Source organism: Shewanella sp. CG12_big_fil_rev_8_21_14_0_65_47_15 (assembly GCF_002783505.1).
Taxonomy (GTDB): domain Bacteria; phylum Pseudomonadota; class Gammaproteobacteria; order Enterobacterales; family Shewanellaceae; genus Shewanella.
This window is the reverse complement of the sequence record NZ_PFGL01000042.1, coordinates 43274-68445: the sequence shown is the minus strand read 5'-3', so window position 1 is coordinate 68445 and position 25172 is coordinate 43274. Positions and strand designations below refer to the sequence as shown.

The window sequence follows — 25172 nt, the reverse complement described above, 5'->3', positions numbered from 1 at the left end:
TTGTATTCGTTACCTAACCTAAACCGCAGAGGCACCAGAAACAATTTCCGACAGTTCCTGCGTAATCGCAGCCTGACGGGCCTTGTTATAGACCAGTTGCAAGTCGTTGATAAGCTCACCCGCGTTGTCCGTTGCCGCCTTCATCGCCACCATACGGGCAGCTTGTTCAGAGGCAATGTTTTCAACAACACCTTGGTAAACTTGAGATTCTACATAACGAACCAATAAGGTATCCAAAAGTTCTTTTGGATCAGGTTCGTAGATATAGTCCCAACGATGAGCAACCTCATCATCTTCCGATTTAGGCAAAGGTAGCAGCTGCTCGATCACAGGAGTCTGCGTCATAGTGTTCACAAACTTGTTAAACACTACATACAGACGATCCAGCTTGCCTTCGTTGTAAGCTTCTAGCATGACCTGTACAGTACCAATCAAGTCATTCAATTTAGGTGCATCACCTAAACCCGATGCTTGTGCCGATACTTGTCCGCCGAAGCTTTTGAAAAACTGCACACTACGGGCACCAATTGGGCAAAATTCAAATTCTGCACCTTGGGCTTTCCAGCTTTTCACGTCTGCGACAACCTTCTTGAAAAGGTTAACGTTCAGACCACCACAAAGGCCACGGTCGGTTGCTACAACTATGTAACCAACCCGCTTAGCCTCTCTCACCTCTAAATAGGGGTGTTTGTATTCGAGAGAACCTTGCGCTACGTGACCGATCACCTTACGCATGCTTTCCGCATATGGACGGCTCGCAGCCATGCGTTCCTGCGCTCTGCGCATTTTGCTGGCTGCCACCATTTCCATGGCGGACGTGATCTTCTGAGTGTTTTTCACACTCGCGATCTTGGTTTTAATCTCTTTAGCGCCGGCCATCTCTACTCTCCAATCTGGACCTGAGGTGTCTTAAGACACCTCTATCATTGTTACCAGGTTTGGGTTGCTACGAACTTGTCGAGGCCAGCTTTTAATTCAGCTTCGATCTCAGCGTTATAATCGCCAGTTTCGTTAATAAGCTTCATTAAAGCAGCATGCTCGCTGTTCATGAACGAGAGCAGAGCGGCTTCAAAATCACCGATCTTCTTCAGCTCAACACTCTTCAGGTAACCTTTCTCAGCTGCAAAAATAGACACAGACTGAGCCGCTACGCTCATAGGAGCATATTGCTTTTGCTTCATCAGTTCGGTAACACGCACACCATGCTCTAGCTGAGCACGAGTTGCATCGTCAAGATCAGATGCAAACTGTGAGAACGCAGCAAGTTCACGATACTGTGCTAGTGCGGTACGAATACCACCAGACAGTTTCTTGATGATCTTAGTCTGAGCCGCACCACCAACACGAGAAACAGAAATACCTGGGTTAACCGCAGGACGTAGGCCTGAGTTAAACAGATCGGTCTCAAGGAAGATCTGACCGTCAGTAATAGAAATTACGTTGGTCGGTACGAATGCAGATACGTCACCCGCTTGAGTTTCAATAATAGGCAATGCGGTTAAAGAACCGGTTTGACCTGTTACTGCACCCTTAGTGAACTTTTCTACATAGATTTCGTTTACGCGTGAAGCACGCTCAAGTAAACGAGAGTGTAGATAGAATACATCACCTGGGTAAGCTTCACGGCCTGGTGGACGCTTCAGCAGTAACGAAATCTGACGGTAAGCAACTGCTTGCTTAGACAGGTCATCGTATACAATCAAAGAGTCTTCACCGCGGTCGCGGAAGTATTCACCCATAGAACAACCAGAGTATGGCGCTAAGAATTGCAGAGCAGCAGCTTCAGAAGCGGTTGCAACTACAACGATAGTGTTAGCTAAAGCACCATGTTCTTCTAGCTTGCGTACTACGTTAGCGATAGTAGAAGCCTTTTGGCCAACCGCTACATACACACATTTAATGCCAGAATCTTTCTGGTTGATAATTGCGTCGATCGCCATGGCTGTTTTACCAGTTTGACGGTCGCCAATGATCAATTCACGCTGACCACGACCGATTGGGATCATAGAGTCAACGGCTTTGTAACCAGTTTGTACTGGTTGTGATACTGATTGGCGTTCAATAACACCAGGAGCAATCACTTCAACAGGAGAGAAACCATCGTTATCGATAGGTCCTTTACCGTCAATAGGTTCACCCAGAGTGTTAACTACGCGGCCCAGTAGACCACGACCGACTGGCACTTCCAGAATACGGCCTGTAGTTTTAACTTTTACGCCCTCTGCTAAATCAGCATAAGGACCCATTACTACGGCACCGACAGAATCACGTTCAAGGTTCAACGCGATTGCAAAACGGTTACCAGGCAGTTCGATCATTTCACCTTGCATCACGTCGGCTAGGCCGTGGATGCGGATGATGCCGTCACTTACCGCAACGATAGTACCTTCGTTACGAGATTCGCTAACGACTTCGAACTGCTCGATCCGCTGCTTAATCAGATCGCTGATTTCAGTGGAATTCAGTTGCATGCTCAAACTCCCAATTACGACTGCAGCTTATCAGACAGACGCGATAATTTACCGCGGACCGAGCCATCAATGACTAGATCACCTGCCTTAATAATTACACCGGCGATGAGCGCGGCGTCAGTGCTGCAATTCAGCTTAACTTTGCGTGCGAGACGTTTCTCTAAAGAAATACCAATCTGCTGTTGTTGTTCAGAGCTCAGCTCAGTTGCAGAAACCACGTCGGCTTCCACTTCTTTTGCCCACTCATTACGGTATTCAGTAAATAACTGAGATACAGCAGGTAGTACCTTTAAGCGACCGTTTTCAGCCATTACCTTTATCAAGTTTTGACCTTGCTCATTGATTTGCTCACCACAGACACTAATAAAGAGTGCGGCGAGTTTTGTACTGGCTAAAGAGCCAGTCAGCAGCGGCTGCATGGTTTCGTTTTCACTTACCAAGGCGGCAAACGTGAGCATTTCGGCCCAGTTATCCACTGCATTATGTTCAACAGCAACGTCAAAAGCTGCCTTTGCGTAAGGGCGAGCGATGGTGGTTAATTCAGCCATAACTCAACTCCCTTATCAAATTTCAGCGACTAGTTTATTAACTATGTCACTGTGGGCGGCTGGATCAATAGAACGCTCAAGGATCTTCTCAGCACCCATGATGGCAAGAGTAGCAACCTGCTTACGCAGATCCTCTTTCACGCGATTACGTTCAGCTTCAATTTCTGCTTTACCCTGAGCGATGATTTTTGCACGCTCAGCGTCTGCTTCGGCTTTTGCTTCTTCAACTATTTGCGCTTTGCGTTTGTTCGCTTGCTCAATAATTTCGTTAGCAGTTACCTTGGCTTCTTTTAGTTGGTCAGTCGCTTTCGCTTGTGCCAACTCCAGGTCTTTTACCGCACGATCAGCATCAGCTAGACCGTCAGCAATCCTTTTTTGGCGCTCTTCGATGGCATTCATCAAAGGGGGCCATACAAACTTCATGCAAAACCACACGAAGATGATAAAGGCGACCGTCTGACCGATTAGGGTAGCGTTGAAATTCACAACAGCCTCCTATTTAGAGTTAAGACAGAAGCGTTTTTTTAGTTTGCTACTAACATTCCACCTAATGGGTTGGTAAATAGCATAAATAATGCGATACCAACACCGATCATAGTTACGGCGTCAAGAAGACCCGCTACGATGAACATTTTAACTTGTAGCATAGGAGCCATTTCTGGTTGACGCGCAGCGCCTTCCAGGAACTTGCCGCCTAATAAGCCAAAACCGATTGCAGTACCAAGAGCACCCATACCAATCAGCAGAGCAACAGCGATAGCTGTCATGCCTAAAATCGTTTCCATCTGTATCTCCAGTATCTAAATCTAATTAGTTGATGATTTAGTTTAAAATTTCTTCAGCAATCCTTAATGATCTTCATGGGCCATGCTTAAATAAACAATGGTCAACATCATGAAGATAAACGCCTGCAGCGTGATAACCAAAATGTGGAAAATTAACCAACCTAGCTGCAGAGTCACACCTAGGGAAGATAATAACAAGTTGGTACCATACATCAGCGCAATAAGGATGAAGATCAACTCACCTGCGTACAAGTTACCAAAGAGTCGCAATGCCAATGAAATTGGCTTAGCAATTAAAGTAACAGTCTCTAATAGGAGGTTGACGGGTATCATTGCCTTATGGTTAAAGGGCTGTAGCGTCAGTTCTTTAACAAACCCAGACACGCCTTTGACCTTAATGCTGTAAAAAATAATCAGCACAAACACACCAATAGCTAAGCTGAAGGTGATGTTTACGTCAGTTGTCGGAACCGCTTTAAGATAAGGGATACCTGCTAAAGCAGCTGCGTGAGGCAGCCAATCCACAGGGATCATATCCATGAAGTTCATCATGAATACCCATACAAAAATGGTCAGAGCTAAAGGCGCGATCAGGGCATTGCGACCATGAAAACTTTCTTTCACGCTGTTATTTACGAACTCAACGATCATCTCGATAAAGCACTGAAGCTTACCAGGAACACCGGAAGTCGCTTTTTTACCAACGCTGCGGAAAATCCACAGGAACAGAACACCAAGACCAACCGAAAAGAACAACGAATCAATGTGCCATGTCCAAAAACCTGCCTTTTCACATGCATGATTAACTGCTAACCCATTATCGGTAGCACAAACCTGCAGGTTCGTAAGGTGATGTTGGATATAGCCCTGCGGTGTTAACGCTTCACCAGTTGCAGCCATGATTCATCCCACTTAACTTTGCTTGAAGTATAAAGGAGCTGTCCAATGCACAATTAACGTTAATACGTAACAAACAAAAAGCGGCATAAATGCGACCTTAAGATTGATAAACACCAACGAAAACATTGCGATGGTTAACAGCAACTTTACCGCTTCCCCCCAGTAAAAAGTCTTAATGACTTTTGCAGCTGAACTTGCTCCCGTATGGGAAAAAGCGAGGGTCGCGAATACAAAATTAGGGAGCACAGCGATTGAACCACCTGCTAATGCAGAATAGCCAAACTGAACTCCCCACACGGCGAAAAAGAGAATTGAAGCACCCCCAGCGACCGCCGCCTGCATCAACACCAATTTATAGGCTGACCACCGGCCACGACGCGCTAAAACCTTACTCAATTCATCCTCTCCGCATTCATACTTTTTGTTTCGATGACCGGATGACAAATATCCGTATTTTTGTCGATGCACAAAAAGCTTGCGAAAGTATACCTTTTCACGCCTTCATTGCAACTTTGAGATAAGGAAAAACAACACTTTTAACCTGATATAGCGTTAAAACAGTCAAAATGTAAAATTAACATCTGTCACAAATTTACATTAAAAACTGTTAATCTACAGACATTAATGAATTTTGCTAAGAATTCCGTCTAATTCAGCCAGATTCTGATAGTTAATTACAATTTTACCTTTACCCTTACTGCTATGGGCGATAGAAACCTTAGCACCTAATCTTTCAATTAACTGCTGCTCTAAACGACAAACATCTTGATCTTTAGTCGTAGTTTCGGCTGGTTTGGGTGGATTTAAGGTTTGGTTAATCAATCGTTCAGTTTCACGAACGGTTAATTCCTTGGCCGCCACTAATCTCGCGAGATTTGTCTGTTCTTCGCCCTCAATTGCTAACAAAGCACGAGCATGGCCCATATCGATATCGCCATACTCGAGTAAACGCTTAACCGGCTCATTCAAGCCGTTTAATCGTAGCAAGTTAGATACACTCGCTCGGGATTTTCCCACAACATCGGCGACCTGTTGGTGAGTCAGCTCAAATTCTTGCATTAAACGTTGCAATGCTATGGCTTCTTCCATGGCATTTAAATCTTCACGCTGAATGTTTTCAATCAAGGCGATAGCAACGGCGGCTTCATCGGGGACTTGTTTAACAATACAAGGAATTTTACTGATACCCGCCAGTTGTGAGGCACGCCAACGGCGCTCACCAGCAATGATCTCATACATATCGTTTGCGACTTGTCTTACAACGATAGGCTGAATAATGCCTTGATTGCGGATAGAGTGCGCCAGTTCTTCCAATGCCTCGGGGGACATGTCTTTACGCGGTTGATACTTCCCCGGTTGCAGAAGATCCAGATCAAGATGGATAAGTTCTTCTTTTTTATCGACAACAGTCACTTCCTCAGAGTGCTTTTTACTGGCAGCGTGACTGTTACTCAGCAAGGCATCTAACCCTTTGCCTAATCCTCTTTTTTTTAACGTCATGGTGATCCTTTACGCTTGCTTAGCCTGAGTTTTCTGTTCTGAACGGCGGATCATTTCCCCTGCGAGCGCCAAGTATGCCTTAGCACCCGCGCTCGACTTGTCGTAATACATAGCAGGTGCGCCAAAACTGGGCGCCTCAGCCAGCCTGACATTACGCGGGATCACAGTGCGATAGACCTTATCGCCAAAATGTTGTTTTAGCTGATCGGACACATCATTTGAGAGGCGATTACGGGGATCGTACATAGTGCGTAGAATCCCTTCGATCCCAAGTCCTGGATTAACAAAAGCCGCTAACTTGGTAATGGTATCGATAAGCGCCGTTAAGCCTTCCAGGGCAAAATACTCACATTGCATTGGTACCAATACAGAATCAGCGGCGGACATCGCATTAACCGTCAGCATATTGAGCGAAGGAGGGCAGTCGATAAAGATATAATCGTATTGATCTTTTATCGGTGCGAGCGCATTACGTAGACGGATCTCACGGGCAAAAAACTCCATCAGCTTGATTTCAGCAGCTGTCACATCGCCATTACTGGCGATCAGATCATATTTACCCGCGGTGTTTTTAACGACGATCTCATCGAAGGGTTTATCTTCAACCAGCAATTCGTAAGCCGTATTATCGACGTCGTATTTATCGACACCACTGCCCATAGTGGCATTACCCTGTGGATCGAGATCGATCAGTAGCACTTTGCGTTTTGTTGCGGCTAACGAAGCAGCTAAGTTAACGCAAGTAGTTGTTTTTCCTACGCCACCTTTCTGGTTAGCCACGGCAATTACTTTACCCACAATATCACCCTGTATGTAAATTCTGGTTTATTGCCTACTTAAAAATCCACACTCTAGAAGGAGCTTTAAGCCTGTTATTCTTTGATTATTTTTAATAAATGTCTTTGTTCATCGAGCTTTGGCACTTTGAGTTCTATGATACTTTTAACCACAAATCCTGCGGGGATCTGTTGCATCTCTTCATCATTTAACTGGCCTTTAAGGGCATAATACTGCCCATTTTCTGCGGGTAAATGATGGCACCAAGTCAGCATATCTTGAATCGATGCGAAGGCACGGCTAAGTACTCCATCGAATTTTTGCTCGGGTTGATAGGCTTCGACGCGACTTTCCACCGAACTGATATTGTGAATACCTAACTCGAAGGCCACTTGTTTTTGAAAACGGATGCGTTTGCCTAAGCTATCGAGCAGTACAAAGGTTTTATCTGGGTTCATTATCGCCAGTGGAATGCCGGGTAAACCAGGGCCAGTGCCTACATCGATAAAGCGCTCACCCTGTAAATGCTCTGATACGACTAAGCTATCCATAATATGGCGGATCAACATGGCCTCAGGATCTCTCACCGAAGTCAGGTTATAGGCTTTATTCCACTTGTTGAGCATGCCAACAAAATCAAGCAGTTGTTTTTTCTGCTCCGCTGTTGCGGGCAAATTAATTGCGGCTAAATAAGCCTCTAACTGGGCTGATAACACTGAGCAACCTCAACAAAGATACGTTTATAAACTCGAAGGCTATTATGAAGCCCTGAAACGTCGAAGGGAAGCATGAATGCTTCCCTTCTGCGACCAAACCGTCGATTAAGCTAGCATTTACGCACTCTTGCGTAATAAGCCACGCTTTTTAAGGTGGACCAGTAAAATTGAAATCGCCGCAGGGGTTATGCCAGAGATCCGTGATGCTTGTCCTATGGTTTCCGGCTTATGGTTATTCAGTTTTGCGATCACCTCATTTGATAGGCCAGGAACCTCTTTATAATCGAGGTTTAAGGGTAAGCCTGTGTTTTCATTGCGAACAGCTTTGTTGATCTCTTCTTGCTGACGTTGGATATAGCCAGAGTATTTTACTTGGATCTGCACTTGCTCGGCGGCTTGCGGATCTTCAAGTCCGGGACCAAAACCGTCGATCTGCATCAGCTTACTGTAATCCATCTCTGGACGACGCAGTAATTCTTCAAATGACGCCTCGCGGGAGATCGGCGTATTCAAATGCGGGTTCAACGCATGGATTAGAGGTGAATTTGGATGCACCCACTGAGCGCGTAAGCGTTGTAACTCAAGTTCAATGGATTCTAATTTTTCACTGAATGCCGCCCAACGAGCATCATCCACTAACCCGAGTTCACGGCCCTTGGCGGTTAAACGTAAATCGGCATTGTCTTCACGGAGTAATAAGCGGTATTCCGCGCGGCTAGTGAACATGCGGTAGGGTTCTTTTGTCCCTAAGGTTGATAAATCGTCAACCAGTACACCTAAGTAAGCTTCGTCACGACGTGGGCACCAAGCCTCTTTGCCCTGCACTTGCAGTGCCGCATTCATACCCGCGAGTAAGCCTTGGGCGCCCGCTTCTTCATAACCTGTTGTACCGTTGATTTGGCCAGCGAAGAATAAACCATTGATCGTTTTGGTTTCTAATGAGTTTTTAAGATCCCGCGGATCAAAATAATCGTATTCGATCGCATAACCAGGACGAACTATTTCCGCGTTCTCCATGCCTTTGATCGAACGCACGAGATTTAACTGCACATCGAAGGGCAAGCTGGTGGAGATCCCATTTGGATAAATTTCAGTGGTATTTAATCCTTCGGGTTCAATAAAGATCTGGTGCGAGGATTTGTCTGAGAAACGATGAATTTTATCTTCAATCGAAGGGCAGTAGCGTGGGCCAATCCCTTCAATAACCCCTGAATACATAGGACTTCTATCTAAACCACCACGAATAATGTCATGGGTTTTTTCATTAGTGTGGGTGATATAGCATGAAATCTGTTTAGGGTGATGGCTTACATCCCCCATAAATGACATGACGGGCAATGGAGAATCGCCTTTTTGTTCAGCCATTTGAGAAAAATCGATTGTGTTTGCATCGATACGTGGTGGCGTACCCGTTTTTAAACGACCAACACGTATTGGTAACTCACGTAAACGATGTGCAAGTGCAATGGCTGGTGGATCGCCTGCACGGCCACCACTGTAGTTTTCTAAACCTATGTGGATCTTTCCGCTTAAAAATGTTCCAGTCGTTAACACGATCGCTGGCGATTCAAAGGCTAATCCCATTTGAGTAACCACACCGATCACTCGATCATTCTCAACAATAAGATCGTCTACAGCCTGTTGGAATATCCGTAAATTAGCCTGATTTTGCAGAATATTTTGGATTTTGTGACGGTATAAAGCGCGGTCAGCTTGAGCACGTGTTGCACGAACGGCTGGGCCTTTACTCGAGTTTAAAGTACGAAATTGGATCCCGGCATAATCGGTTGCGATAGCCATAGCACCACCTAGGGCGTCTATTTCTTTCACTAAATGCCCTTTACCAATCCCGCCAATTGCTGGGTTGCATGACATTTGTCCTAACGTATCAATATTGTGCGTTAGTAATAACGTTTTAGAACCCATTCTTGCAGCTGCCAATGCGGCTTCAGTTCCGGCATGACCACCACCAACAACAATAACATCAAACCGTTCATGAAAATGCATGACACTACCTTTAATAACCTAAGAGACTCAACACGAGCCGATCATTTTAGCATTTGCTTTGCGCTAGGTGAATGATCATTTTACCTTGTTCGATCGGGTTGATCCGGACTAATAGATCTTAAGATCTTTATATAGATCTTCTTATTATGTTTACTATTAGGATCGCAGTTTTCTGTGTATAAGGTTATTTATGTATAAAAATCATATATTAATGAATATTTGAACCTGTGATCTGATCGCGATCTAATCGGATATAAGGTGGGGATAGATCCGCTACTTATCCACAAGGTGGATCATTGAGCGGATCTGAGTGTGAATAGCACAGAGGTTGATCAGATCTAAATAATAGCTTATCCACATATTTATACCTAAAATAAGTAAATTGTGGATAAATAGGATCTAAACTGTGTGTCGTCCCTTAGTTAAACCCAATTGCGATCTTAAATATTATCTTGCCATTGTGCTAACCATGCGAGGGCTGGGTCTTCTGGCACAGGATCTTGTTGTACATCGATCTGGATCTTATCCACACACACTTTTACACCGCAGTATTTAAGGGCATCGATTAACTTTTCTGGGCCTTGGCAGAAAGTGTCGTAACTGGAATCTCCTATGGCACACAGGGCTAAATTTACATGGGAGAGATCTGGATTTTTTAAGGTGATTTCATTACAGAAAGGTTGAATATTGTCGGGAAGATCGCCAGCGCCGTGGGTTGAGCAAACAACAATCCAATATGTGTACGGGGCTAATTCGCTAATGGTAGGACTAAGATAACAACTCACTTCATGCCCTAAGCTCTTCAATTGATCCATCATTTCATCGGCTATATATTCACTACTGCCTAAGGTTGTTCCTACTAAAATAGCGATCTTTGTCATTATTACTGCTCTCTGTGGTCGTTAAATTTTTGCTATTTGATGGTGTTTACATCGGATTTGCCACGTTTTTTGTATAAATTTTGGCAAATATGCTCCGCAGTCTGTTAGTGTCTTTGGCTATCCATACGTGCTTTATACATCATGACCGCAAGGTTTTAATAAAAATTATAATAGGATAATCGATGACAGCTCCTGTTCCTTCAGCCCAGTGGCCACGCCAAATTCCTTATATCATTGCCAGCGAAGCTTGTGAGCGTTTTAGCTTTTATGGAATGCGCAACATTCTAACGCCCTTCTTGATGACGGCACTCTTGTTATCAGTACCGGAACATCTCCGTGGTGCCATGGCAAAGGATGTGTTCCATTCCTTTGTCATCGGGGTGTATTTTTTCCCATTATTAGGTGGTTGGATCGCTGACCGTTTCTTCGGAAAATACAATACTATTCTGTGGCTTAGCTTAATTTATTGTGTCGGTCATGCTTTTCTTGCCATTTTTGAGCACAGTATTCAAGGGTTCTATACTGGGTTGTTTTTGATCGCCCTTGGCTCGGGTGGTATTAAGCCCTTAGTTTCTTCCTTTATGGGGGATCAGTTTGATCAAACCAACAAATCTTTGGCTCAGAAGGCCTTCGATATGTTTTATTTTACGATCAATTTTGGCTCTTTCTTCGCTTCTTTATCTATGCCATTGCTACTGAAAAATTTTGGCGCGGCGGTGGCATTTGGGATCCCAGGTGTACTGATGTTTATTGCAACCGTATTTTTTTGGTTAGGGCGCAAGCGTTATGTGCATATGCCACCCGAATCTAAAGATCCCCATGGTTTTTTACCTGTCATCCGTACAGCATTACTGACTAAAGTCGCTGGTCAAGCCAATGTGGGTTTAGTACTCGCTTTAATTGGCTTGGTGTCTGCAGCCTATGCTTTAGTGAATATTCCTACTTTAGGCATTGTGGCGGGTTTATGTTGTGCACTGGTACTCGTTATGGGCTTTACCGGCGTAGGGGCTTCACTGCAGCTTGAAAGAGCTAGGGGGATCCACCCTGATCATGCCGTGGATGGTGTACGGTCTGTGCTACGTATTTTAGTGCTATTTGCCTTAGTTACCCCGTTTTGGTCCTTGTTCGATCAAAAGGCATCTACTTGGATTTTACAGGCTAACGATATGGCTAAGCCTGAATGGTTTGAACCTGCTATGATGCAAGCCTTGAATCCATTATTAGTCATGTTATTGATCCCATTTAATAATTTTGTGTTATATCCCGCGATTGAGCGTATGGGGATAAAACTGACAGCGCTGCGTAAAATGGGGGCGGGGATTGCTATCACAGGTTTAAGTTGGATAGTGGTAGGAACGATTCAATTGATGATGGATGGCGGTTCAGTACTTTCTATCTTCTGGCAGATTTTACCCTATGCCTTGCTGACATTTGGTGAAGTGTTGGTTTCGGCTACGGGGCTAGAATTTGCTTATAGCCAAGCACCTAAAGCCATGAAGGGGAGCATTATGAGCTTTTGGACCCTTTCAGTGACAGTCGGAAACCTTTGGGTACTGCTGGCTAATGTCAGTGTAAAAAGCCCTGCTGTGACTGAACAAATTACACAAACGGGTATTAGTACCACGGCGTTCCAAATGTTTTTCTTCGCTGGATTTGCCCTTTTAGCTGCATTGGTATTTGCACTTTACGCCAGATCCTATCAGATGCAGGATCACTATCGCCAAGTGGGGTAACGCAAATTTTACTCCATTAGGAAGACAAAAAAGCCCATTTTAAATGGGCTTTTTTATTTGAATCAATTATTTGCCGATACAGAAACTAAAAATGTAAAACTATTCAAATTGTTAGAAGAATATTGGCGCACATGTGGAGTGCAACTCATTTGTCGGGTTTTGTCATGGAAGTATCTATTCTAGGGGATTCTCAACATTTTTAAAGTGGGATATCTGGGAAAGTGGGAAAAGAATATAAACTGCTATTGTTACCCATTTTGAAGTTTGTACTGTCAGTACAAACTATTGATTTTTAATAATTATTTATCAAAATAGCTTGCATTTTACTACCTCCATGCGAATCTTTATAAAGCAGGAGGTAATCATGAAAAAATACCCATCTTTATCATTAATCGCTTTATGTGTGTCCTTGTCTGGTTGCGTAACTGGACCCCGTCATTATGCTCAAGATGAATCTCGGGCTTTAAATCTAGCGCGAGCCGGGGGCATCTACGATTTGGATTTGAGAGATTCCCACGATGGTGTCCACTCTTATAGCAAGGGTATGTTGGTTCCATTGCTTGATCTCGCCAGGCTAACGACTTCATTTGATGATCCGCTTAGGCGTCTTTCTGGTACGCAGACGTTCGCGTTTAACGCTACCGATATAATGATGACACCAGACAATCCCTCGGCTAGACCAAGTCTAATGGGATGGATGCCCGCATCTGCTGCTACTTCAGAATCTCAGGCTTATGAGAAATACGTGCATCTTGTCGACCAGGCTATCCAGCATGTGGCCGATGATATGGCGTTGAATGTCACTAAACTGAGTAATGTAGAAACACCGGAAATTGATGGCCATCCCATGATTCTTTGGTCTGTTGAAAGCGCTGAGCATGGATGCGGTATTGGTCAATGTGTGGTTGCTTACAACATTACGACTCCTTATCTCTGGAAGAGCCCGCTCTATATTAAAGGTGGTGAGTCCGAAAGCTATAACATCGTCGCCAATCACTCGAAGAACTATTCTCGCTTTGTTTTCCGCCAGTCAGGCCAACAAGACTTTCCAGTTGATGAGTTTTATAGAGCCGTCAGTGCTGCATTGCCATCGTGGATGGTGATCTATTACCCACCTAACCTTGTGGTTCAGGATGGCCAATCTCTCCCATATCCAGTGCTGTATGAACAAGGAAAACAACTGTTGTTTAAGGAGCCTGCTTTATGAATAGTGAATATCAGGATCTAGACAATATTGTTCTGGCGATGGATGAACTTCAAACTGACCCCATAATTATTACCTACCTGATCAGTCATCTACTGACGAGAGATTCGGTGTTTCATCAACCTAGAGTGGGATGTGTCAAATGCAAGAGCACGGGAGAATTAGTCTATCCACATAGTTGGATTGTTGATCTCAGACTGAATCAGACTTTCAACACATTAGACAGCTATCCGCACGGCATTTTTGAGCCATCATCCTATCGTAACCTTCAGTATTTTGGCATGCCTCTTATAGTCCCTGAATTCGAATTATCTGAACTCGATGAAATGACTGATTCTATGTTTTCCAAGTTATTCAGTTTACAGGGAATTGATATTCGAGTGAGCGGAGGTCGTTATGACTGCATTTGACTGGGGAATGCTTGGGCTATTCCTATTTTTTAGTTTGGTCACCTTCTGGTGTCTTTACAGCTATAGCGCCAATCAGAAATTGTCAGGCCAAGACAAACCTCAAACCGAAGAGTTGGAGGGGAAACATGAGTCAAAATCTCAAAAATGATTTAGTAAATATAGTGTTGCTTGGTGTTTTGCTACTGGGATTGATGCTAGCTCAAGACTCTGGATGGGGATTCTTGCTCGCAGGTTTGCCATTGGTCATTTGGTGCTTTAAAGCTTTCGCATTTATCCAACGCAGATGGTGGTTAGCCGTTCCTTTTTGGTGTGCGCTCACTTATTTGTGTTGGCAAATGTCCTTGGCACTTTGGGCTGGCTATCTATTCGTTGCGTTTGTCAGAAATATGATGAAGTTAAATAAAACCTACCCAATACCAAGTCGTCATAAACGAATGAAACCAGATAGTTCCGTTTTCATGGATAGTTTTGATTACGACTATAGAAACCATATTGGGTTTGATGACTGATTTTGGCACTTAGCTGGTTCCTTTTGAGTACACATCAACGGAACTAGCCATCAGACTGGCTTTTCTTCCAACAGAACCACCTAAACCAGACCAGAGATACAGCACCACTTATAACAGACTGTGGAGATCAAGATGTTCATTCGAGCTTACCTTAGGGCATCAACCAAAGAACAAAATGCTGAACGGGCTCGTGATTCCCTTATCCAGTTTGCTGCTCAATATGGCCAGCGAATCGCCGCTTTTTATATCGAGAATGTTTCTGGCGCCACATTGCACCGGCCTGAGTTGATGCGCCTGATTGCCGAGTCAGGCGAGGGTGACATTGTGCTGGTTGAACAGATCGACCGTCTGGCGCGGCTCAAGCAAAGTGATTGGGATACGTTGAAACAAAAGCTGGCTAGCAAACGCCTAGCCATTGTTTCACCGGAACTACCCACCAGTTGGCTGGCTTTGCAACAACATAGCGAAATTGACTTTACCGGTACTATTTTACAGGCGGTGAATGCCATGATGTTGGACATGCTCGCTGCCGTTGCTCGCAAAGATTATGATGACCGGCGACGTCGTCAATCACAGGGAATCGCAAAGGCTAAATCCGATGGTAAATATAATGGGCGTCAGCCAGATCTCAAACGTCACCAGCACATAGCCAGCCTACTGAAAACTGGGCATAGCTACAGTGACATTCAAGATATGTTAGGGTGTTCGCGGCACCTGATTGCTACTATCTCGAAGAGTATGGTCTAGTTCGAATTATTCATTTTTTGTATCCCCATCACTTAGCGTGTCCGGTTTTTTCAATGACTTTTTGTCTGCGGATGCTAATCGTCGCTCGACCTTTTTCACATCTTCTGAAGGTGGTAAATGTTCTGGTCGTATACCTCGGCTTAATAGTGTTTGGCGTACAGCATCGTTATTGGTTACATGCTCGATGGATATTTGCTGCTCGCGGGTCATCTGCTGTGTTCGTGCATTGTGGATAGTGATCTCAGTGGCAAAGTCTTTGGCTTTGAGAATAATCGTTGGTGCAAAGTCGGCTAGCGGGCGGTTATCGGGCACTTGCCATTGGGCTTTCATTGCTTGTGTGCTTTTACCAAACAGTGCTGTGTCACCTTTGCTGCGGATCAATGCAAAGTTTTGGTTACCGCCAGTTTGTTCAAATATAACACTGGAGAGCTCTTTTTCGGTGGCTGATAGTTTTTGCCGTGCTAGCACTCGTTCAGCTTCTAGCAAACGTTGTTCAATTAACTCTGCTTTACGGGTTTGCATTGCAAAATAGGTTTGTGCGAAGGCTATTTCTTGCTTACGTGAATCACCGTTTTGTGCGACCAGATAGCAGGCGTAACGAGTAAGCATTACATCGTCGATTTCTCGTTGGCTGCCTGAACCTAGCTCGACCATTTTCCCGACGTCGGCAAAATGGTCCACAATGGCATGGCCGCTGATTTCACAGGCAGTTTTAGCTTTTGATATGACGCTGACAAAGTTATCCCATTTCCCATAGCCCAATAGGTGTTGCAGATCTCTCGCTAACCAATATTCAACACCATTTTCGGTTTGCTGAGCATGACCTTCAAAGGTTGTTGTGAGTGTTTGAATTTGTTGTTGTTCCATTTTGTCCCTCCTTATTTTGCATTGTTCCCAAAGCCCAATTTGGCCAAATAACCTGTCATTTCATCCTCCAAACTAGCTAAGTGGGCTTTAAGTTGTTCACGCTCAGCATGTACAGCCATCAGGTCGATTTTTTTCTCTTCTTCGAAAGTATCTACATAACGTGGAATGTTGAGGTTGTAGTCGTTATCTTGGATATCTTTCAGACTGGCAAGATAGGCGTATTTATCGACGTTTTCATTCGCTTTGTAGGTTGCGACGATTTTTGCGATATTGTCGGCACTGAGTTGGTTCTGGTTTTTACCGGGTTTAAACTCGTGTGAGGCATCGATAAATAGGACGTTGTCATCAACCTTTTCTTTTTTGAAAATCAGAATTACGGCTGGAATGCCGGTCCCATAAAAGAGCTTATCTGGCAGGCCAATCACTGCATCCAGTAGATTTTCATCAATCAATTGCTGGCGGATTTTGGCCTCAGTTGAGCCACGGAATAGCACACCGTGGGGAACAATTACCCCCATACGACCAGTCTTAGGTTTAAGTGTCTCTATCATATGTAGAATGAAGGCATAGTCGCCTTTAGTTTTTGGCGGTATACCACGACGAAAACGGTTGAACTTGTCATTTTCAGCGTCCTCATGTCCCCATTGAACTACAGAAAACGGCGGGTTGGCTGCTACAATATCAAACAGCATTAAGTCGCCGTTTTTATCCAACAATTTAGGATTGCGAATGGTATCGCCCCATTCGATTTTGTGGTTGTCTTCACCGTGCAGGAACATATTCATTTTGGCCCGTGACCAAGTTGAACCATTCATCTCCTGCCCATAGAGAGCGTAGTTTTTACTATCAAATTTTGTTCGTACTTTATTTCCACATTTTATTAATAGTGAGCCAGAACCACAGGTAGGATCGCAGATACTGTCGCCTGGCTGCGGTTCAAGCAACTCTGCAATCAAGTCACTGACTTCTGGTGGGGTATAAAATTCACCGGATTTCTTGCCACTACTGACTGCGAAGTTTTTGATTAAGTATTCATAGGCATTACCAATTACATCCAATGTACCGACGCGACTAGGTTTGAGGTTTAGTTCCGGCTTAGCAAAGACTTCCAGCAGATAACGTAGGATGCTGTTCTTCTGTTTATCTTCACCTAAGCGGTCGGTGTTGAAAGAGATATCTTGGAACACACTTTTCCCTGAATCTCTGAATTTGGTGCCATTGGTTTCTTCAATGGCATGCAGTGCTTGGTCAATGCGCTTACCATTGTCAGGTTCATAACGATGTTCGTACAAATAATAGAAGCTGGCGTTTTTGGGTAGCGCAAAACGCTCGTACTTCATCATCTCTTCGATGAGCTCTGGAGTATCATCATACTGAGCTTTGTAACCATCGTAATGGTCTTGCCATACATCAGAAATGTATTTAAGAAATAACATGGTCAGGATTAAGTCTATGTAATCGTCTGCGTCGGTAGTGCCACGGAAAATGTTACAAGAGTCCCACAATGCTTTGTTTATACTGTCTTGATTGATATTTTCGTTCATTTTATGACTGATTTCCTAACTGAATCTGCGTACATAACTGGTCAAAATAAATATCGCCATTAACAATTAGACGCTGATAGGTTTCTTTTTGTGCAAGCCAGTTTCTGTGGATTTTTTCGATTTGGTACTGTTGCTCTAATGGTGGTAAATCTATCGGCATTGCAGCCAGAATTTTTGCGGTCACTTTATTAATGTTGGTTCCTTCACTCATTCCATTAAAGTAACGTTGCCCTAACAATGAGTTGATGTACCACTGTAAATAATAAGGTGAAATAAGGTTGTGATTGCAGCGTATCACCGCGGTTTGATTGGTTGTTATGGTTGGTCTATCCCATTCCTCACTAAAGATTGCCGCAGAAAACACTGGCCCTCTCAAACGAAATAAAAGATCTCCAGGTCTTAAGTAATGACTATCAGGACTACCCTCCGGAATCACTTTTGCCAGTGTGTTGGCTGCTATACTGCCATCAAGCGTAATATCTTTTGTCTGAATGAGATAGCACGAACCCTCATTACCTTTGTCTTTGATTGCTGAGGTAAATGCCATGCCAAGTTTTATCGTTGTTATCTCAGCTAGTGTTTTGGATATGTTCATAAGGTTAACAGAAGGGGGAGTTACTCCCCTTTTCCTTCATGTTGATTGATACTAACAGATTGATAAATTGAAACTTCACCAATGTGAACAGATAAGTCATAGTTAATAGGTGTGGTAGATGCTATGTGAAGAAGAATAAAAAAGGTTAATCTTACTAGCATTGGTCGTTTGTCGTTCTTTGTAGCATTTGTCCCAGTATTTTGATAATTTATTCTGTGCATGAATTTTAGTCTCCTTGATTAAGTGTGTATCTGTACGAGGGAGTTGCCCCTCCCTCGTACACTAGGAGAACTCTCCTAGTTACAGAATAATATTAGATCTCTTTTTGATACACTGCAAGTAGTACGACCCTCCTAGTTTTGTATTTTTAATACTTTTCCTTTATCACAATGAAAATAAAGGATTTTTATTTTTGTTTGTTCAGAACGTTTTTCTCTTTATTTCCACTAATTAAGGCTATCTGTCATTTCAACGAGCTTATTTTCGTTCCAACGACACAATTGTCGTATCCGCATCAGATTGGCATTTGCTCGACGAATGACGGCAAAGTTGTCTTCAACGAATTCGATGACTGGTTTTTCCCAGTCCTGAGCAAGGGAAAAGGTTGATCGTAGGTAGCGATATTGGTCACCACGAGATAGATAATGGCTGATGACGTTATAGCCATCAGTTCCTTTTTTACGAGTGAACTCATTGTAGAACCAGTACATTTCAAACTTTCTATCTCGTAGTCGTACTCTGCAGCCATAGTGGCCTGGATAACCGGGTGTTTCCTTACCTCTATGAGCCTTGTTGTGTTGCCAAAATAGTTCTGAAATCTGGCGTGCCATGTAGTAATAACGCAGCTGTTCCAGCTCAACAGACCTGTGAACGTAACGTAAATACTGTTGTGATGACGAATGGGCGAAAAGCATTGCCTCGTCGTGGTCTATCTTTTTGTCATCGTTTGATAAAAAAGTATTCCAAGCCGCAATTTGTTTATTCAAAACTGTAAATGGGTCTGTCATTGAACGATCCTCTGTGTTGTTGATACAGAGGCAGTCTATTGCTGTATACCCATTTTCATCCCCTGTCTTCATGCCCTTTTTGGGCACTTGGGTCTTTTGGTATGACGCCTTAGCCAAAAGACCCAGCCAATTCCTTTCCAATAACTATCTAATGGGGGACCTAGACAGGTTTATTCCATACAACTGCTATCTTCTTCAAAATACCTCATCCAAACGATTCCATTTTTAATGGGGGACGTGGCTTTAAGCGTTGTAAATCGTCAGGTCTCTAAACTTTCACATGTGAAAGTTTATTCTTGGGGCGTTCACAGGCGCACAAATTGATACGGTAATGTAGGTCAATTCATTAGCCGCTTGGCTTTTTTGTACTCCTGAGGCTGTTTCTTAAGTTTAGGCTAAATAAATTTCATTAAATATCAGTGTATTGATAGTTTTTATGAATGTGTCCCAAAAGGGCTGTTCCAGCGGTCTGTTTAGTTAGCCTTTTTCGAGATGATTGCTCCTGCAAGCTAGATAATAAACAGGAGTCATCATGAAGGGTAATACCAAATCTAAACAAGGCGAGCGGTTACTGACTTATGCAGAAGTGTGTGACGTTTTGCAAACGTCACAAGCGACACTTCGTCGCTACGTGCGAGATGGACGCTTTCCTCCTCCAATAAAACCCAATCCTAATGGACGTACTGTGCGCTTTAGGTACAGCGATATAGCTGCCTGGTTGAGTGATTTGTAACGGAGGACGAGTGATGCAATATAAGTTGCAAGATGATGGGCTCTATTGCTTGTCTTCTGATCGCTGGCTGCGAATAGGCGGTTGGATTCAGGTTTTGGCTCGTACTCGTTTAACTGACAAACGGCACGGGCATGGGGCTTTGCTGGAATGGCTGAACTTCGATGGAGTAATGCTACGTGAAGTTGTATATGCACGAGATCTTAACAGCGATAACGCCCGCCAGATCAGGGATATGTTGGTTGATACTGGTTATCCCTTAACTCCAGGTCAGTCAAGTTGGAGTCGGCTTCAACATTTTCTAATAGAGCAGATGGCTCTTGCTGCTCCGGCTACTGTGGTGAATCGCACAGGCTGGCACGGGCCCATATTTGCCACAAGCAATTGGACTGTTGGAACTGCCGATGAACCACATCATTTTGTGGGTCAGCTATCTAGCTCCACGTTGTTAGAGGAAGCCGGGGATTTGAGAGATTGGCAAAACCATGTTGGGAAGCTGTGCAGTGGGAATCCGCTGGCTATTTTTTGTGTAGGAACTGGGTTGGCCGCACCGTTACTTGCGCCAGCGGGCATGGAAAACGGAGCCTTTCATTTCGTTGGCGCTTCTTCCGCCGGTAAAACAACTTTGTTGCAGATTGCGGCAAGCTTATATGGCAGCGATAGCTATAGACGTAGCTGGATCTCTACAAGCAATGGATTGGCTGCAGTCTCATCAGAGCACAACGATATGTTGCTGACGCTGGATGAGATAGGAATGGCTCGCCCAGAAGACGTTGATACTGCCATTTATCAGATCATGAACGGCTCAGGAAAACTGCGCGCTAACGTTTCAGGAGAGTTGGCCGCGACGTCACAATGGCGAACGCTGGTGCTCAGTAGCGGGGAAGTTTGGATTGCCGAATTACTTCAGCAGATAGGTAAGCCACTTAGGGCTGGTCAGCAGATACGACTGGTGGAGATCCCAATTTTTGGTATACATGGCGCATTCGATGAATTACATGGCCGTAAGAGCGCTCAACAATTCGTTGATGAGCTTAAAATGTCTTGTCAGTGCTTTCATGGCACAGTAATCCGAGAGTGGTTATCGCTACTTACAGGGCAGCATGATGAGCTTAGCCGCTACCTCAGCTATGAAATTGGTCGTCTTAGCAACGCTTGGACAAGCGATTCAATGGCCTCTCAAGTACAGCGAGTCGTTAGACGATTTGCACTGATTGGTACTGCACTATGCCTCGCTAGTCGAAATTTCATCTTGCCGTGGTCTGAGGAAGAGTCACTCGATGCTGTACATAAAGTCCTTCGTGCGTGGCTCGCTAATCGTGGGCACTCTAAGAATTCCGAAGAGTTTAGGCTGCTTAGGGCATTGGAAAAAGCGATGCGCAACTGGGAACGCAATATCGGTGAAATTGATCAGGATTCAGGTAAGGGAATGCCAGGTTACCGCCGTTCACTGGATGGATGCGAATTGTGGCTTATCAACAAAACTCATTTCCTGCAAAAACTTGAGCTTCCCACCCACTATATGCGAGAAGTGGAAATCTTGCTGCAACGCAATTGCTTGGTAACTAATGAGCGCTCCAGGGGAACCTATAAGACGCGGATTAATGGTGAGTTTCAACGTTTTTTTGCGCTCAAACCTGACCAAGTTAGGCGCCACCTTGAAGACTTAGAGAGGGTTGAACATGACGACTAGCTTAGTGTTCCCAGTTTCCCACTTTTCCCTGTTTGATTCTGAGGTAAAGGAGTATCAACATGACTGAAAAAGAGATGCTTCAGCGCATGCTGATGGATATGTCACAGCTTAAAAAACTGATTACCGATCACATCAAAAACGAGCAACGTCCTGACACAACAAAGGAAATCCTCACCGTTGAGGAATGTGCTGAGCTGACGGGGCTAAAGAAAAGCACTTTGTACCGATTGACCCATGAACGCAAGATTCCATTCTTCAAACCTAATGGTAACCGTGTGTTCTTCAGGCGAGCCGATATCTTGGCTTGGTTGCAGAGTAACCGAGTTGCTTCTTCAGATGAGATTGATAAAGCCGCTGCAGATCATCTAGTTGCTAACCGAAAATTTTATGGTCGGAGATATTGAGTAGCTATTTAAGCTGCTGAAAGTAAAAATTAATCATTAGATGCGTTACATGTCATGTTCTCTAGCTGTGACATGTAACTGTTGCTATTTAAATTGACAGATTAGGTTTTAATGACTAAGTCTTAATGTGCTTACGCGCTATCAAAAACACATCATTAACTATGGACGGTAAATATGTCTGTTAAACATACTCCAACAGGTGTCGTACACAGCGGTGCTAAAGGCGGCACTACTGGCTGCGGCACTGATACGAAGAAAAATGCAGATCACTGGGTTAATTCCCACGAGAAAATCACATGTGATAAGAACGGATGTAAAAACTAACGATCTTATGTGGTTGATGGAGGGCACTGTCGAGGTGCCCTTTTCTTTGTAAAGATTTAGTCGTTTGGTAGCAATAATGCTCTTAGTCTGATGACTCATCGAAGATATCAGGAAAGGTCCGCATGGCCTCTGTGCGGCGGGTTTCCAGAATATCTGCGTAGATTTCTGTCGTTCTGAGTTCGCTGTGGCCAAGCAATCTGGAAAGGGAATAGATGTCCAGACCACGGGCAAGCTGGTTTACAGCAAAGGTGTGTCGGCCAGCATGAAAGGTCACGTGTTTGGTTATCCCGGCACGTATAGCCCACTGCACTAGCGCGACATTGCTATAGCTGTCGTAACGTAAGCCTTTAAAGACCCGTTCTGTCGGTTTTCCCCTGTTTTCCAAGTTGAGCAAACGTACTGCTGAATCCGGTAAGTCGAGATATTGCAGACCATTGCCCGAGTTTTTGAGCTTTATCTGGGAAAAGATTATTCGGTAGTGGCCTTGGGCAAACAGTTCAATTTCACTCCATACCAGTTTATGTATGTCTGACCAGCGTAGACCCGTAGTGCAGGAGAACAGAAATGCTCTTCGTAGCACATCGTAACGGCATTCAGCCTTGGTAAGGGCCTTTACCTCATCCAGAGTAAGGTAAGTGCGCTGTGTCCTCTCTGCTTTGATGGATTTGACTTGTTCAACAGGGTTATCTCTGATTATTCGGTCTCGTTGCGCTTGGTTGAGCGCAGCCCGGATTTTATTGAAGTAGCTACAGGCGGTATTCCTGGATAGGCCGGTATCTGATTTTGTTATTGCCTCATGCTGTAGGTAATGGCGGAACCCTTCCAAGAAGTATTTATCTACCTGTTCAAAAGTAAGTTCTGCGTGGCCGTGGTATCGGTGGAGATGGATGCCCGCTGAAACCCAAATTGAGTAATTGGATTTACTACCGGATGCTTTACTTGCTGTTACTTGATCGAAGTAGTCAAAGAAGCTGGCATTAAGTTTTGTGCGGTCATCCAAGCCATGTTTGGCAGATTCCATTTCTAGCAGGCGTTTGGCACGAATAGCTTCGGCTTTTTGCAGTGTAGTTTTATTGTACTCGCGCTCAACTGCGTTTTTTGGCTTGTTATAGAGGAATAGATTCAGCGGTTCGTAAGAGCGCTTTTGAGCCCTTGAACCGTCTTCCGAGGTCTTTGAGCCGTAATAGTACACAAGCCTGATGGGGCGCAGGCCATTCTTATCTGGTTCTCGTTTTTGTATATTGATTTTCATAGGTTTTTCTCATCTTGTGCTCCGCATGTGCTCCAGAATTTATCTTCGGAGCACATACGGAGCAAGAATAGACAAAACCCTTCAAATTGCTTCCCACCCAATAAAACAAAATTATTTTAAAATCATAATGTTGTTTTGATTTGGTTTGATGCGTTTTACTCTTTTACTTCCCGATACAGAATGAGCTAAAAATTTTGCCGAGTAGGTCGTCGGAAGTAAAGCGTCCGGTGATCTCGGATAATGCTAATTGGCACATACGTAACTCTTCAGCCAGCAGTTCGCCCGCGAGGTAGATTTCTAATTGCTCTTTGCCTAGTTGCAAGTGACTTGCGGCTATCTCGAGTGCTTCGAGATGACGGCGACGGGCAATAAAGCCACCTTCGAGATTACTCTGATAGCCCATGAGGGACTTTAAGTGCTGCTTTAGCTCTTCAACACCGAGCCCGGTTTTGGCCGAGATCCGATAGACGCTGTAACCTTGTTCTTCGGTCATCATTAAGTTTTCGCCAGTGAGATCGGCTTTATTGCGGATCACTGTCACGCCCAAATTGGCGGGCAGGCGATCGATAAAATCGGGCCAAATATCATGGGGATCGACGGCGGCGGTTGTGGTGCCATCCACCATAAATAATACGCGATCGGCACTATTTATCTCGTTCCAGGCGCGCTCTATACCGATTTGTTCAACGGTATCAGTGGTGTCGCGTAGACCCGCGGTATCGATAATATGCAGCGGCATGCCATCTAAATGGATATGTTCACGTAATACATCACGGGTGGTACCGGCTATTTCGGTGACAATCGCCGACTCTTTACCTGCTAAGGCATTTAATAAACTGGATTTTCCGGCATTGGGGCGACCGGCAATCACTACTTTCATGCCTTCACGGATAATAGAGCCTTGCTTGGCGCTGGCTTGCACTAGGTCGAGTTTGTCGATGATTTTATACAGCGCATTGGCAATTTTGCCATCACTTAAAAAGTCGACTTCTTCATCGGGGAAATCAATCGCGGCTTCAACGTATAAACGCAGGTTCGTGACTTGGTCCACCAGCTCATGAACTTCCTTAGAAAACTCACCCTGTAGCGATTGCAGTGCGCTTTTAGCGGCTTGCTCGCTGGTGGCATCGATAAGGTCGGCAATGGCCTCGGCTTGGGTTAAGTCGAGCTTATCGTTCATAAAGGCCTGTTCGCTAAATTCACCCGGTTTGGCGATACGAATACCTTCAATTTCCAATACGCGTTTGATCAGCATATCGAGGACGATTTGCCCGCCGTGTCCTTGAAGTTCCAATACATCTTCACCGGTAAAGGAATTAGGGCCTTTAAAAAATAGCGCTATACCTTGGTCTATCACTTGGCCCGAGGCACTTTTAAAGTCGCAATAGTCGGCATAACGGGTCTTAGGTTGATGACCTAAGATGGCCATAGCAACATCACTGGCCTTGTTGCCTGAAATTCGAATGATACCCACGCCGCCACGTCCGGGCGCGGTGGCTTGAGCCACGATAGTGTCAGTTGTCACGGAAATACCCACTAATATCGATCAAATCATCTAAAGGAAAAGG

26 protein-coding genes are annotated in these 25172 nt (G+C 44.4%); 8 read left to right on the top strand and 18 right to left on the bottom strand.

Annotation, left to right across the window (positions count from 1 at the left end; genetic code table 11):
• Positions 1-18 precede the first annotated feature (18 nt).
• From atpG to mioC, 12 genes are all read right to left on the bottom strand, one after another.
• Positions 19-879 carry a F0F1 ATP synthase subunit gamma gene (gene atpG / locus COW15_RS11055; protein WP_198781692.1) on the bottom strand — a complete coding sequence of 287 codons (861 nt, stop codon included), beginning with the start codon at positions 877-879 and terminating at the stop codon, positions 19-21.
• Positions 880-929: 50 nt separating this feature from the next.
• Positions 930-2471: a F0F1 ATP synthase subunit alpha gene (atpA, locus tag COW15_RS11050; RefSeq protein ID WP_293632616.1), complete on the bottom strand. Its 1542-nt coding sequence runs from the start codon at positions 2469-2471 to the stop codon at positions 930-932.
• Between the two features lie 14 nt (positions 2472-2485).
• The gene (gene atpH / locus COW15_RS11045; RefSeq protein WP_253989615.1) at positions 2486-3019 is read right to left on the bottom strand and encodes a F0F1 ATP synthase subunit delta; all 534 of its coding nucleotides are present in this window, start codon (positions 3017-3019) and stop codon (positions 2486-2488) included.
• Positions 3020-3034: 15 nt separating this feature from the next.
• On the bottom strand, positions 3035-3505 hold the full coding sequence (atpF, locus tag COW15_RS11040; RefSeq protein ID WP_037459755.1) for a F0F1 ATP synthase subunit B: 471 nt from the start codon (positions 3503-3505) through the stop codon (positions 3035-3037).
• A 38-nt stretch (positions 3506-3543) separates the two neighbouring features.
• Positions 3544-3804, bottom strand: coding sequence for a F0F1 ATP synthase subunit C (gene atpE, locus COW15_RS11035; protein WP_293632615.1), 261 nt, complete (start codon positions 3802-3804; stop codon positions 3544-3546).
• Between the two features lie 63 nt (positions 3805-3867).
• Positions 3868-4704, bottom strand: a complete 837-nt coding sequence (atpB, locus tag COW15_RS11030; RefSeq protein WP_293632614.1) for a F0F1 ATP synthase subunit A — start codon at positions 4702-4704, stop codon at positions 3868-3870.
• A 12-nt stretch (positions 4705-4716) separates the two neighbouring features.
• On the bottom strand, positions 4717-5100 hold the full coding sequence (locus tag COW15_RS11025; protein ID WP_037459758.1) for an ATP synthase subunit I: 384 nt from the start codon (positions 5098-5100) through the stop codon (positions 4717-4719).
• 225 nt (positions 5101-5325) lie between these two features.
• On the bottom strand, positions 5326-6204 hold the full coding sequence (locus COW15_RS11020) for a ParB/RepB/Spo0J family partition protein (RefSeq protein WP_293632613.1): 879 nt from the start codon (positions 6202-6204) through the stop codon (positions 5326-5328).
• A 9-nt stretch (positions 6205-6213) separates the two neighbouring features.
• The gene (locus COW15_RS11015) at positions 6214-7002 is read right to left on the bottom strand and encodes a ParA family protein (protein ID WP_007652328.1); all 789 of its coding nucleotides are present in this window, start codon (positions 7000-7002) and stop codon (positions 6214-6216) included.
• 74 nt (positions 7003-7076) lie between these two features.
• Entirely contained in the window at positions 7077-7697 is a 621-nt protein-coding gene (gene rsmG, locus COW15_RS11010; protein WP_293632612.1) for a 16S rRNA (guanine(527)-N(7))-methyltransferase RsmG, read from the bottom strand.
• Between the two features lie 117 nt (positions 7698-7814).
• A complete protein-coding gene (mnmG, locus tag COW15_RS11005) occupies positions 7815-9704 on the bottom strand; it encodes a tRNA uridine-5-carboxymethylaminomethyl(34) synthesis enzyme MnmG (protein ID WP_293632611.1) in 1890 nt (629 codons plus the stop codon).
• A gap of 440 nt (positions 9705-10144) precedes the next feature.
• Positions 10145-10585: an FMN-binding protein MioC gene (gene mioC / locus COW15_RS11000; RefSeq protein WP_293632610.1), complete on the bottom strand. Its 441-nt coding sequence runs from the start codon at positions 10583-10585 to the stop codon at positions 10145-10147.
• A 182-nt stretch (positions 10586-10767) separates the two neighbouring features.
• Here mioC and COW15_RS10995 point away from each other — a divergent pair, with 182 nt between their 5' ends.
• The 5 genes from COW15_RS10995 to COW15_RS10975 all read left to right on the top strand — a co-directional run bounded on the left by COW15_RS10995 (position 10768) and on the right by COW15_RS10975 (position 15188).
• Positions 10768-12318: an oligopeptide:H+ symporter gene (locus tag COW15_RS10995; RefSeq protein ID WP_293632609.1), complete on the top strand. Its 1551-nt coding sequence runs from the start codon at positions 10768-10770 to the stop codon at positions 12316-12318.
• 364 nt (positions 12319-12682) lie between these two features.
• Positions 12683-13525, top strand: a complete 843-nt coding sequence (locus tag COW15_RS10990; RefSeq protein ID WP_011920338.1) for a hypothetical protein — start codon at positions 12683-12685, stop codon at positions 13523-13525.
• Positions 13522-13932 (top strand): hypothetical protein, encoded by a 411-nt coding sequence (locus COW15_RS10985; RefSeq protein WP_293632608.1) that lies wholly within the window; start codon positions 13522-13524, stop codon positions 13930-13932. The genes COW15_RS10990 and COW15_RS10985 overlap by 4 nt, the downstream gene beginning before the upstream one ends.
• 125 nt (positions 13933-14057) lie before the next feature.
• Complete coding sequence (locus COW15_RS10980; RefSeq protein WP_049766862.1) at positions 14058-14441, top strand: hypothetical protein; 384 nt, start codon at positions 14058-14060, stop codon at positions 14439-14441.
• A gap of 132 nt (positions 14442-14573) precedes the next feature.
• Positions 14574-15188 carry a recombinase family protein gene (locus COW15_RS10975; protein WP_293632607.1) on the top strand — a complete coding sequence of 205 codons (615 nt, stop codon included), beginning with the start codon at positions 14574-14576 and terminating at the stop codon, positions 15186-15188.
• Between the two features lie 6 nt (positions 15189-15194).
• Here COW15_RS10975 and dinD read toward each other — a convergent pair whose 3' ends face one another.
• The 4 genes from dinD to mobI form a co-directional block, all read right to left on the bottom strand.
• On the bottom strand, positions 15195-16055 hold the full coding sequence (dinD, locus tag COW15_RS10970; protein ID WP_286994449.1) for a DNA damage-inducible protein D: 861 nt from the start codon (positions 16053-16055) through the stop codon (positions 15195-15197).
• Positions 16056-16066: 11 nt separating this feature from the next.
• Positions 16067-17599, bottom strand: a complete 1533-nt coding sequence (locus tag COW15_RS10965) for a type I restriction-modification system subunit M (protein WP_293632606.1) — start codon at positions 17597-17599, stop codon at positions 16067-16069.
• Between the two features lies 1 nt (position 17600).
• A complete protein-coding gene (locus tag COW15_RS10960; RefSeq protein ID WP_293632605.1) occupies positions 17601-18194 on the bottom strand; it encodes a restriction endonuclease subunit S in 594 nt (197 codons plus the stop codon).
• 446 nt (positions 18195-18640) lie between these two features.
• On the bottom strand, positions 18641-19201 hold the full coding sequence (gene mobI / locus COW15_RS10955) for a conjugative transfer protein MobI(A/C) (protein ID WP_286994455.1): 561 nt from the start codon (positions 19199-19201) through the stop codon (positions 18641-18643).
• 532 nt (positions 19202-19733) lie between these two features.
• Here mobI and COW15_RS10950 point away from each other — a divergent pair.
• From COW15_RS10950 to COW15_RS10940, 3 genes are read left to right on the top strand one after another with little or no spacing between them, the layout of a single operon-like run.
• Complete coding sequence (locus COW15_RS10950) at positions 19734-19934, top strand: helix-turn-helix domain-containing protein (RefSeq protein WP_286994456.1); 201 nt, start codon at positions 19734-19736, stop codon at positions 19932-19934.
• Positions 19935-19947: 13 nt separating this feature from the next.
• Entirely contained in the window at positions 19948-21624 is a 1677-nt protein-coding gene (locus tag COW15_RS10945) for a DUF927 domain-containing protein (RefSeq protein ID WP_293632604.1), read from the top strand.
• A gap of 59 nt (positions 21625-21683) precedes the next feature.
• Positions 21684-22028, top strand: coding sequence for a helix-turn-helix domain-containing protein (locus COW15_RS10940; RefSeq protein WP_259561444.1), 345 nt, complete (start codon positions 21684-21686; stop codon positions 22026-22028).
• A gap of 406 nt (positions 22029-22434) precedes the next feature.
• Here the strand turns inward: COW15_RS10940 and COW15_RS10935 are convergent, their stop codons facing one another.
• Together COW15_RS10935 and mnmE are read right to left on the bottom strand one after the other, a co-directional pair.
• Positions 22435-23604, bottom strand: a complete 1170-nt coding sequence (locus COW15_RS10935; RefSeq protein ID WP_293632603.1) for a site-specific integrase — start codon at positions 23602-23604, stop codon at positions 22435-22437.
• A gap of 163 nt (positions 23605-23767) precedes the next feature.
• Positions 23768-25129 (bottom strand): tRNA uridine-5-carboxymethylaminomethyl(34) synthesis GTPase MnmE, encoded by a 1362-nt coding sequence (gene mnmE, locus COW15_RS10930; protein WP_293632602.1) that lies wholly within the window; start codon positions 25127-25129, stop codon positions 23768-23770.
• Between the last annotated feature and the right edge of the window lie 43 nt (positions 25130-25172).

Coding starts and splice junctions, on each gene's coding strand:
- COW15_RS10995 (WP_293632609.1), top strand. CDS start 10,768: ATGACAGCTCCTGTTCCTTCAGCCCAGTGGCCACGCCAAATTCCTTAT.
- COW15_RS11020 (WP_293632613.1), bottom strand. CDS start 6,204: ATGACGTTAAAAAAAAGAGGATTAGGCAAAGGGTTAGATGCCTTGCTG.
- atpA (WP_293632616.1), bottom strand. CDS start 2,471: ATGCAACTGAATTCCACTGAAATCAGCGATCTGATTAAGCAGCGGATC.
- COW15_RS10965 (WP_293632606.1), bottom strand. CDS start 17,599: ATGAACGAAAATATCAATCAAGACAGTATAAACAAAGCATTGTGGGAC.
- mnmG (WP_293632611.1), bottom strand. CDS start 9,704: ATGCATTTTCATGAACGGTTTGATGTTATTGTTGTTGGTGGTGGTCAT.
- COW15_RS10945 (WP_293632604.1), top strand. CDS start 19,948: ATGCAATATAAGTTGCAAGATGATGGGCTCTATTGCTTGTCTTCTGAT.
- atpB (WP_293632614.1), bottom strand. CDS start 4,704: ATGGCTGCAACTGGTGAAGCGTTAACACCGCAGGGCTATATCCAACAT.
- COW15_RS10950 (WP_286994456.1), top strand. CDS start 19,734: ATGAAGGGTAATACCAAATCTAAACAAGGCGAGCGGTTACTGACTTAT.
- COW15_RS10975 (WP_293632607.1), top strand. CDS start 14,574: ATGTTCATTCGAGCTTACCTTAGGGCATCAACCAAAGAACAAAATGCT.
- dinD (WP_286994449.1), bottom strand. CDS start 16,055: ATGGAACAACAACAAATTCAAACACTCACAACAACCTTTGAAGGTCAT.
- COW15_RS10985 (WP_293632608.1), top strand. CDS start 13,522: ATGAATAGTGAATATCAGGATCTAGACAATATTGTTCTGGCGATGGAT.
- mobI (WP_286994455.1), bottom strand. CDS start 19,201: ATGACAGACCCATTTACAGTTTTGAATAAACAAATTGCGGCTTGGAAT.
- COW15_RS10935 (WP_293632603.1), bottom strand. CDS start 23,604: ATGAAAATCAATATACAAAAACGAGAACCAGATAAGAATGGCCTGCGC.
- COW15_RS10990 (WP_011920338.1), top strand. CDS start 12,683: ATGAAAAAATACCCATCTTTATCATTAATCGCTTTATGTGTGTCCTTG.
- atpG (WP_198781692.1), bottom strand. CDS start 879: ATGGCCGGCGCTAAAGAGATTAAAACCAAGATCGCGAGTGTGAAAAAC.
- COW15_RS10960 (WP_293632605.1), bottom strand. CDS start 18,194: ATGAACATATCCAAAACACTAGCTGAGATAACAACGATAAAACTTGGC.
- COW15_RS10980 (WP_049766862.1), top strand. CDS start 14,058: ATGAGTCAAAATCTCAAAAATGATTTAGTAAATATAGTGTTGCTTGGT.
- mioC (WP_293632610.1), bottom strand. CDS start 10,585: ATGACAAAGATCGCTATTTTAGTAGGAACAACCTTAGGCAGTAGTGAA.
- COW15_RS10940 (WP_259561444.1), top strand. CDS start 21,684: ATGACTGAAAAAGAGATGCTTCAGCGCATGCTGATGGATATGTCACAG.
- atpH (WP_253989615.1), bottom strand. CDS start 3,019: ATGGCTGAATTAACCACCATCGCTCGCCCTTACGCAAAGGCAGCTTTT.
- atpE (WP_293632615.1), bottom strand. CDS start 3,804: ATGGAAACGATTTTAGGCATGACAGCTATCGCTGTTGCTCTGCTGATT.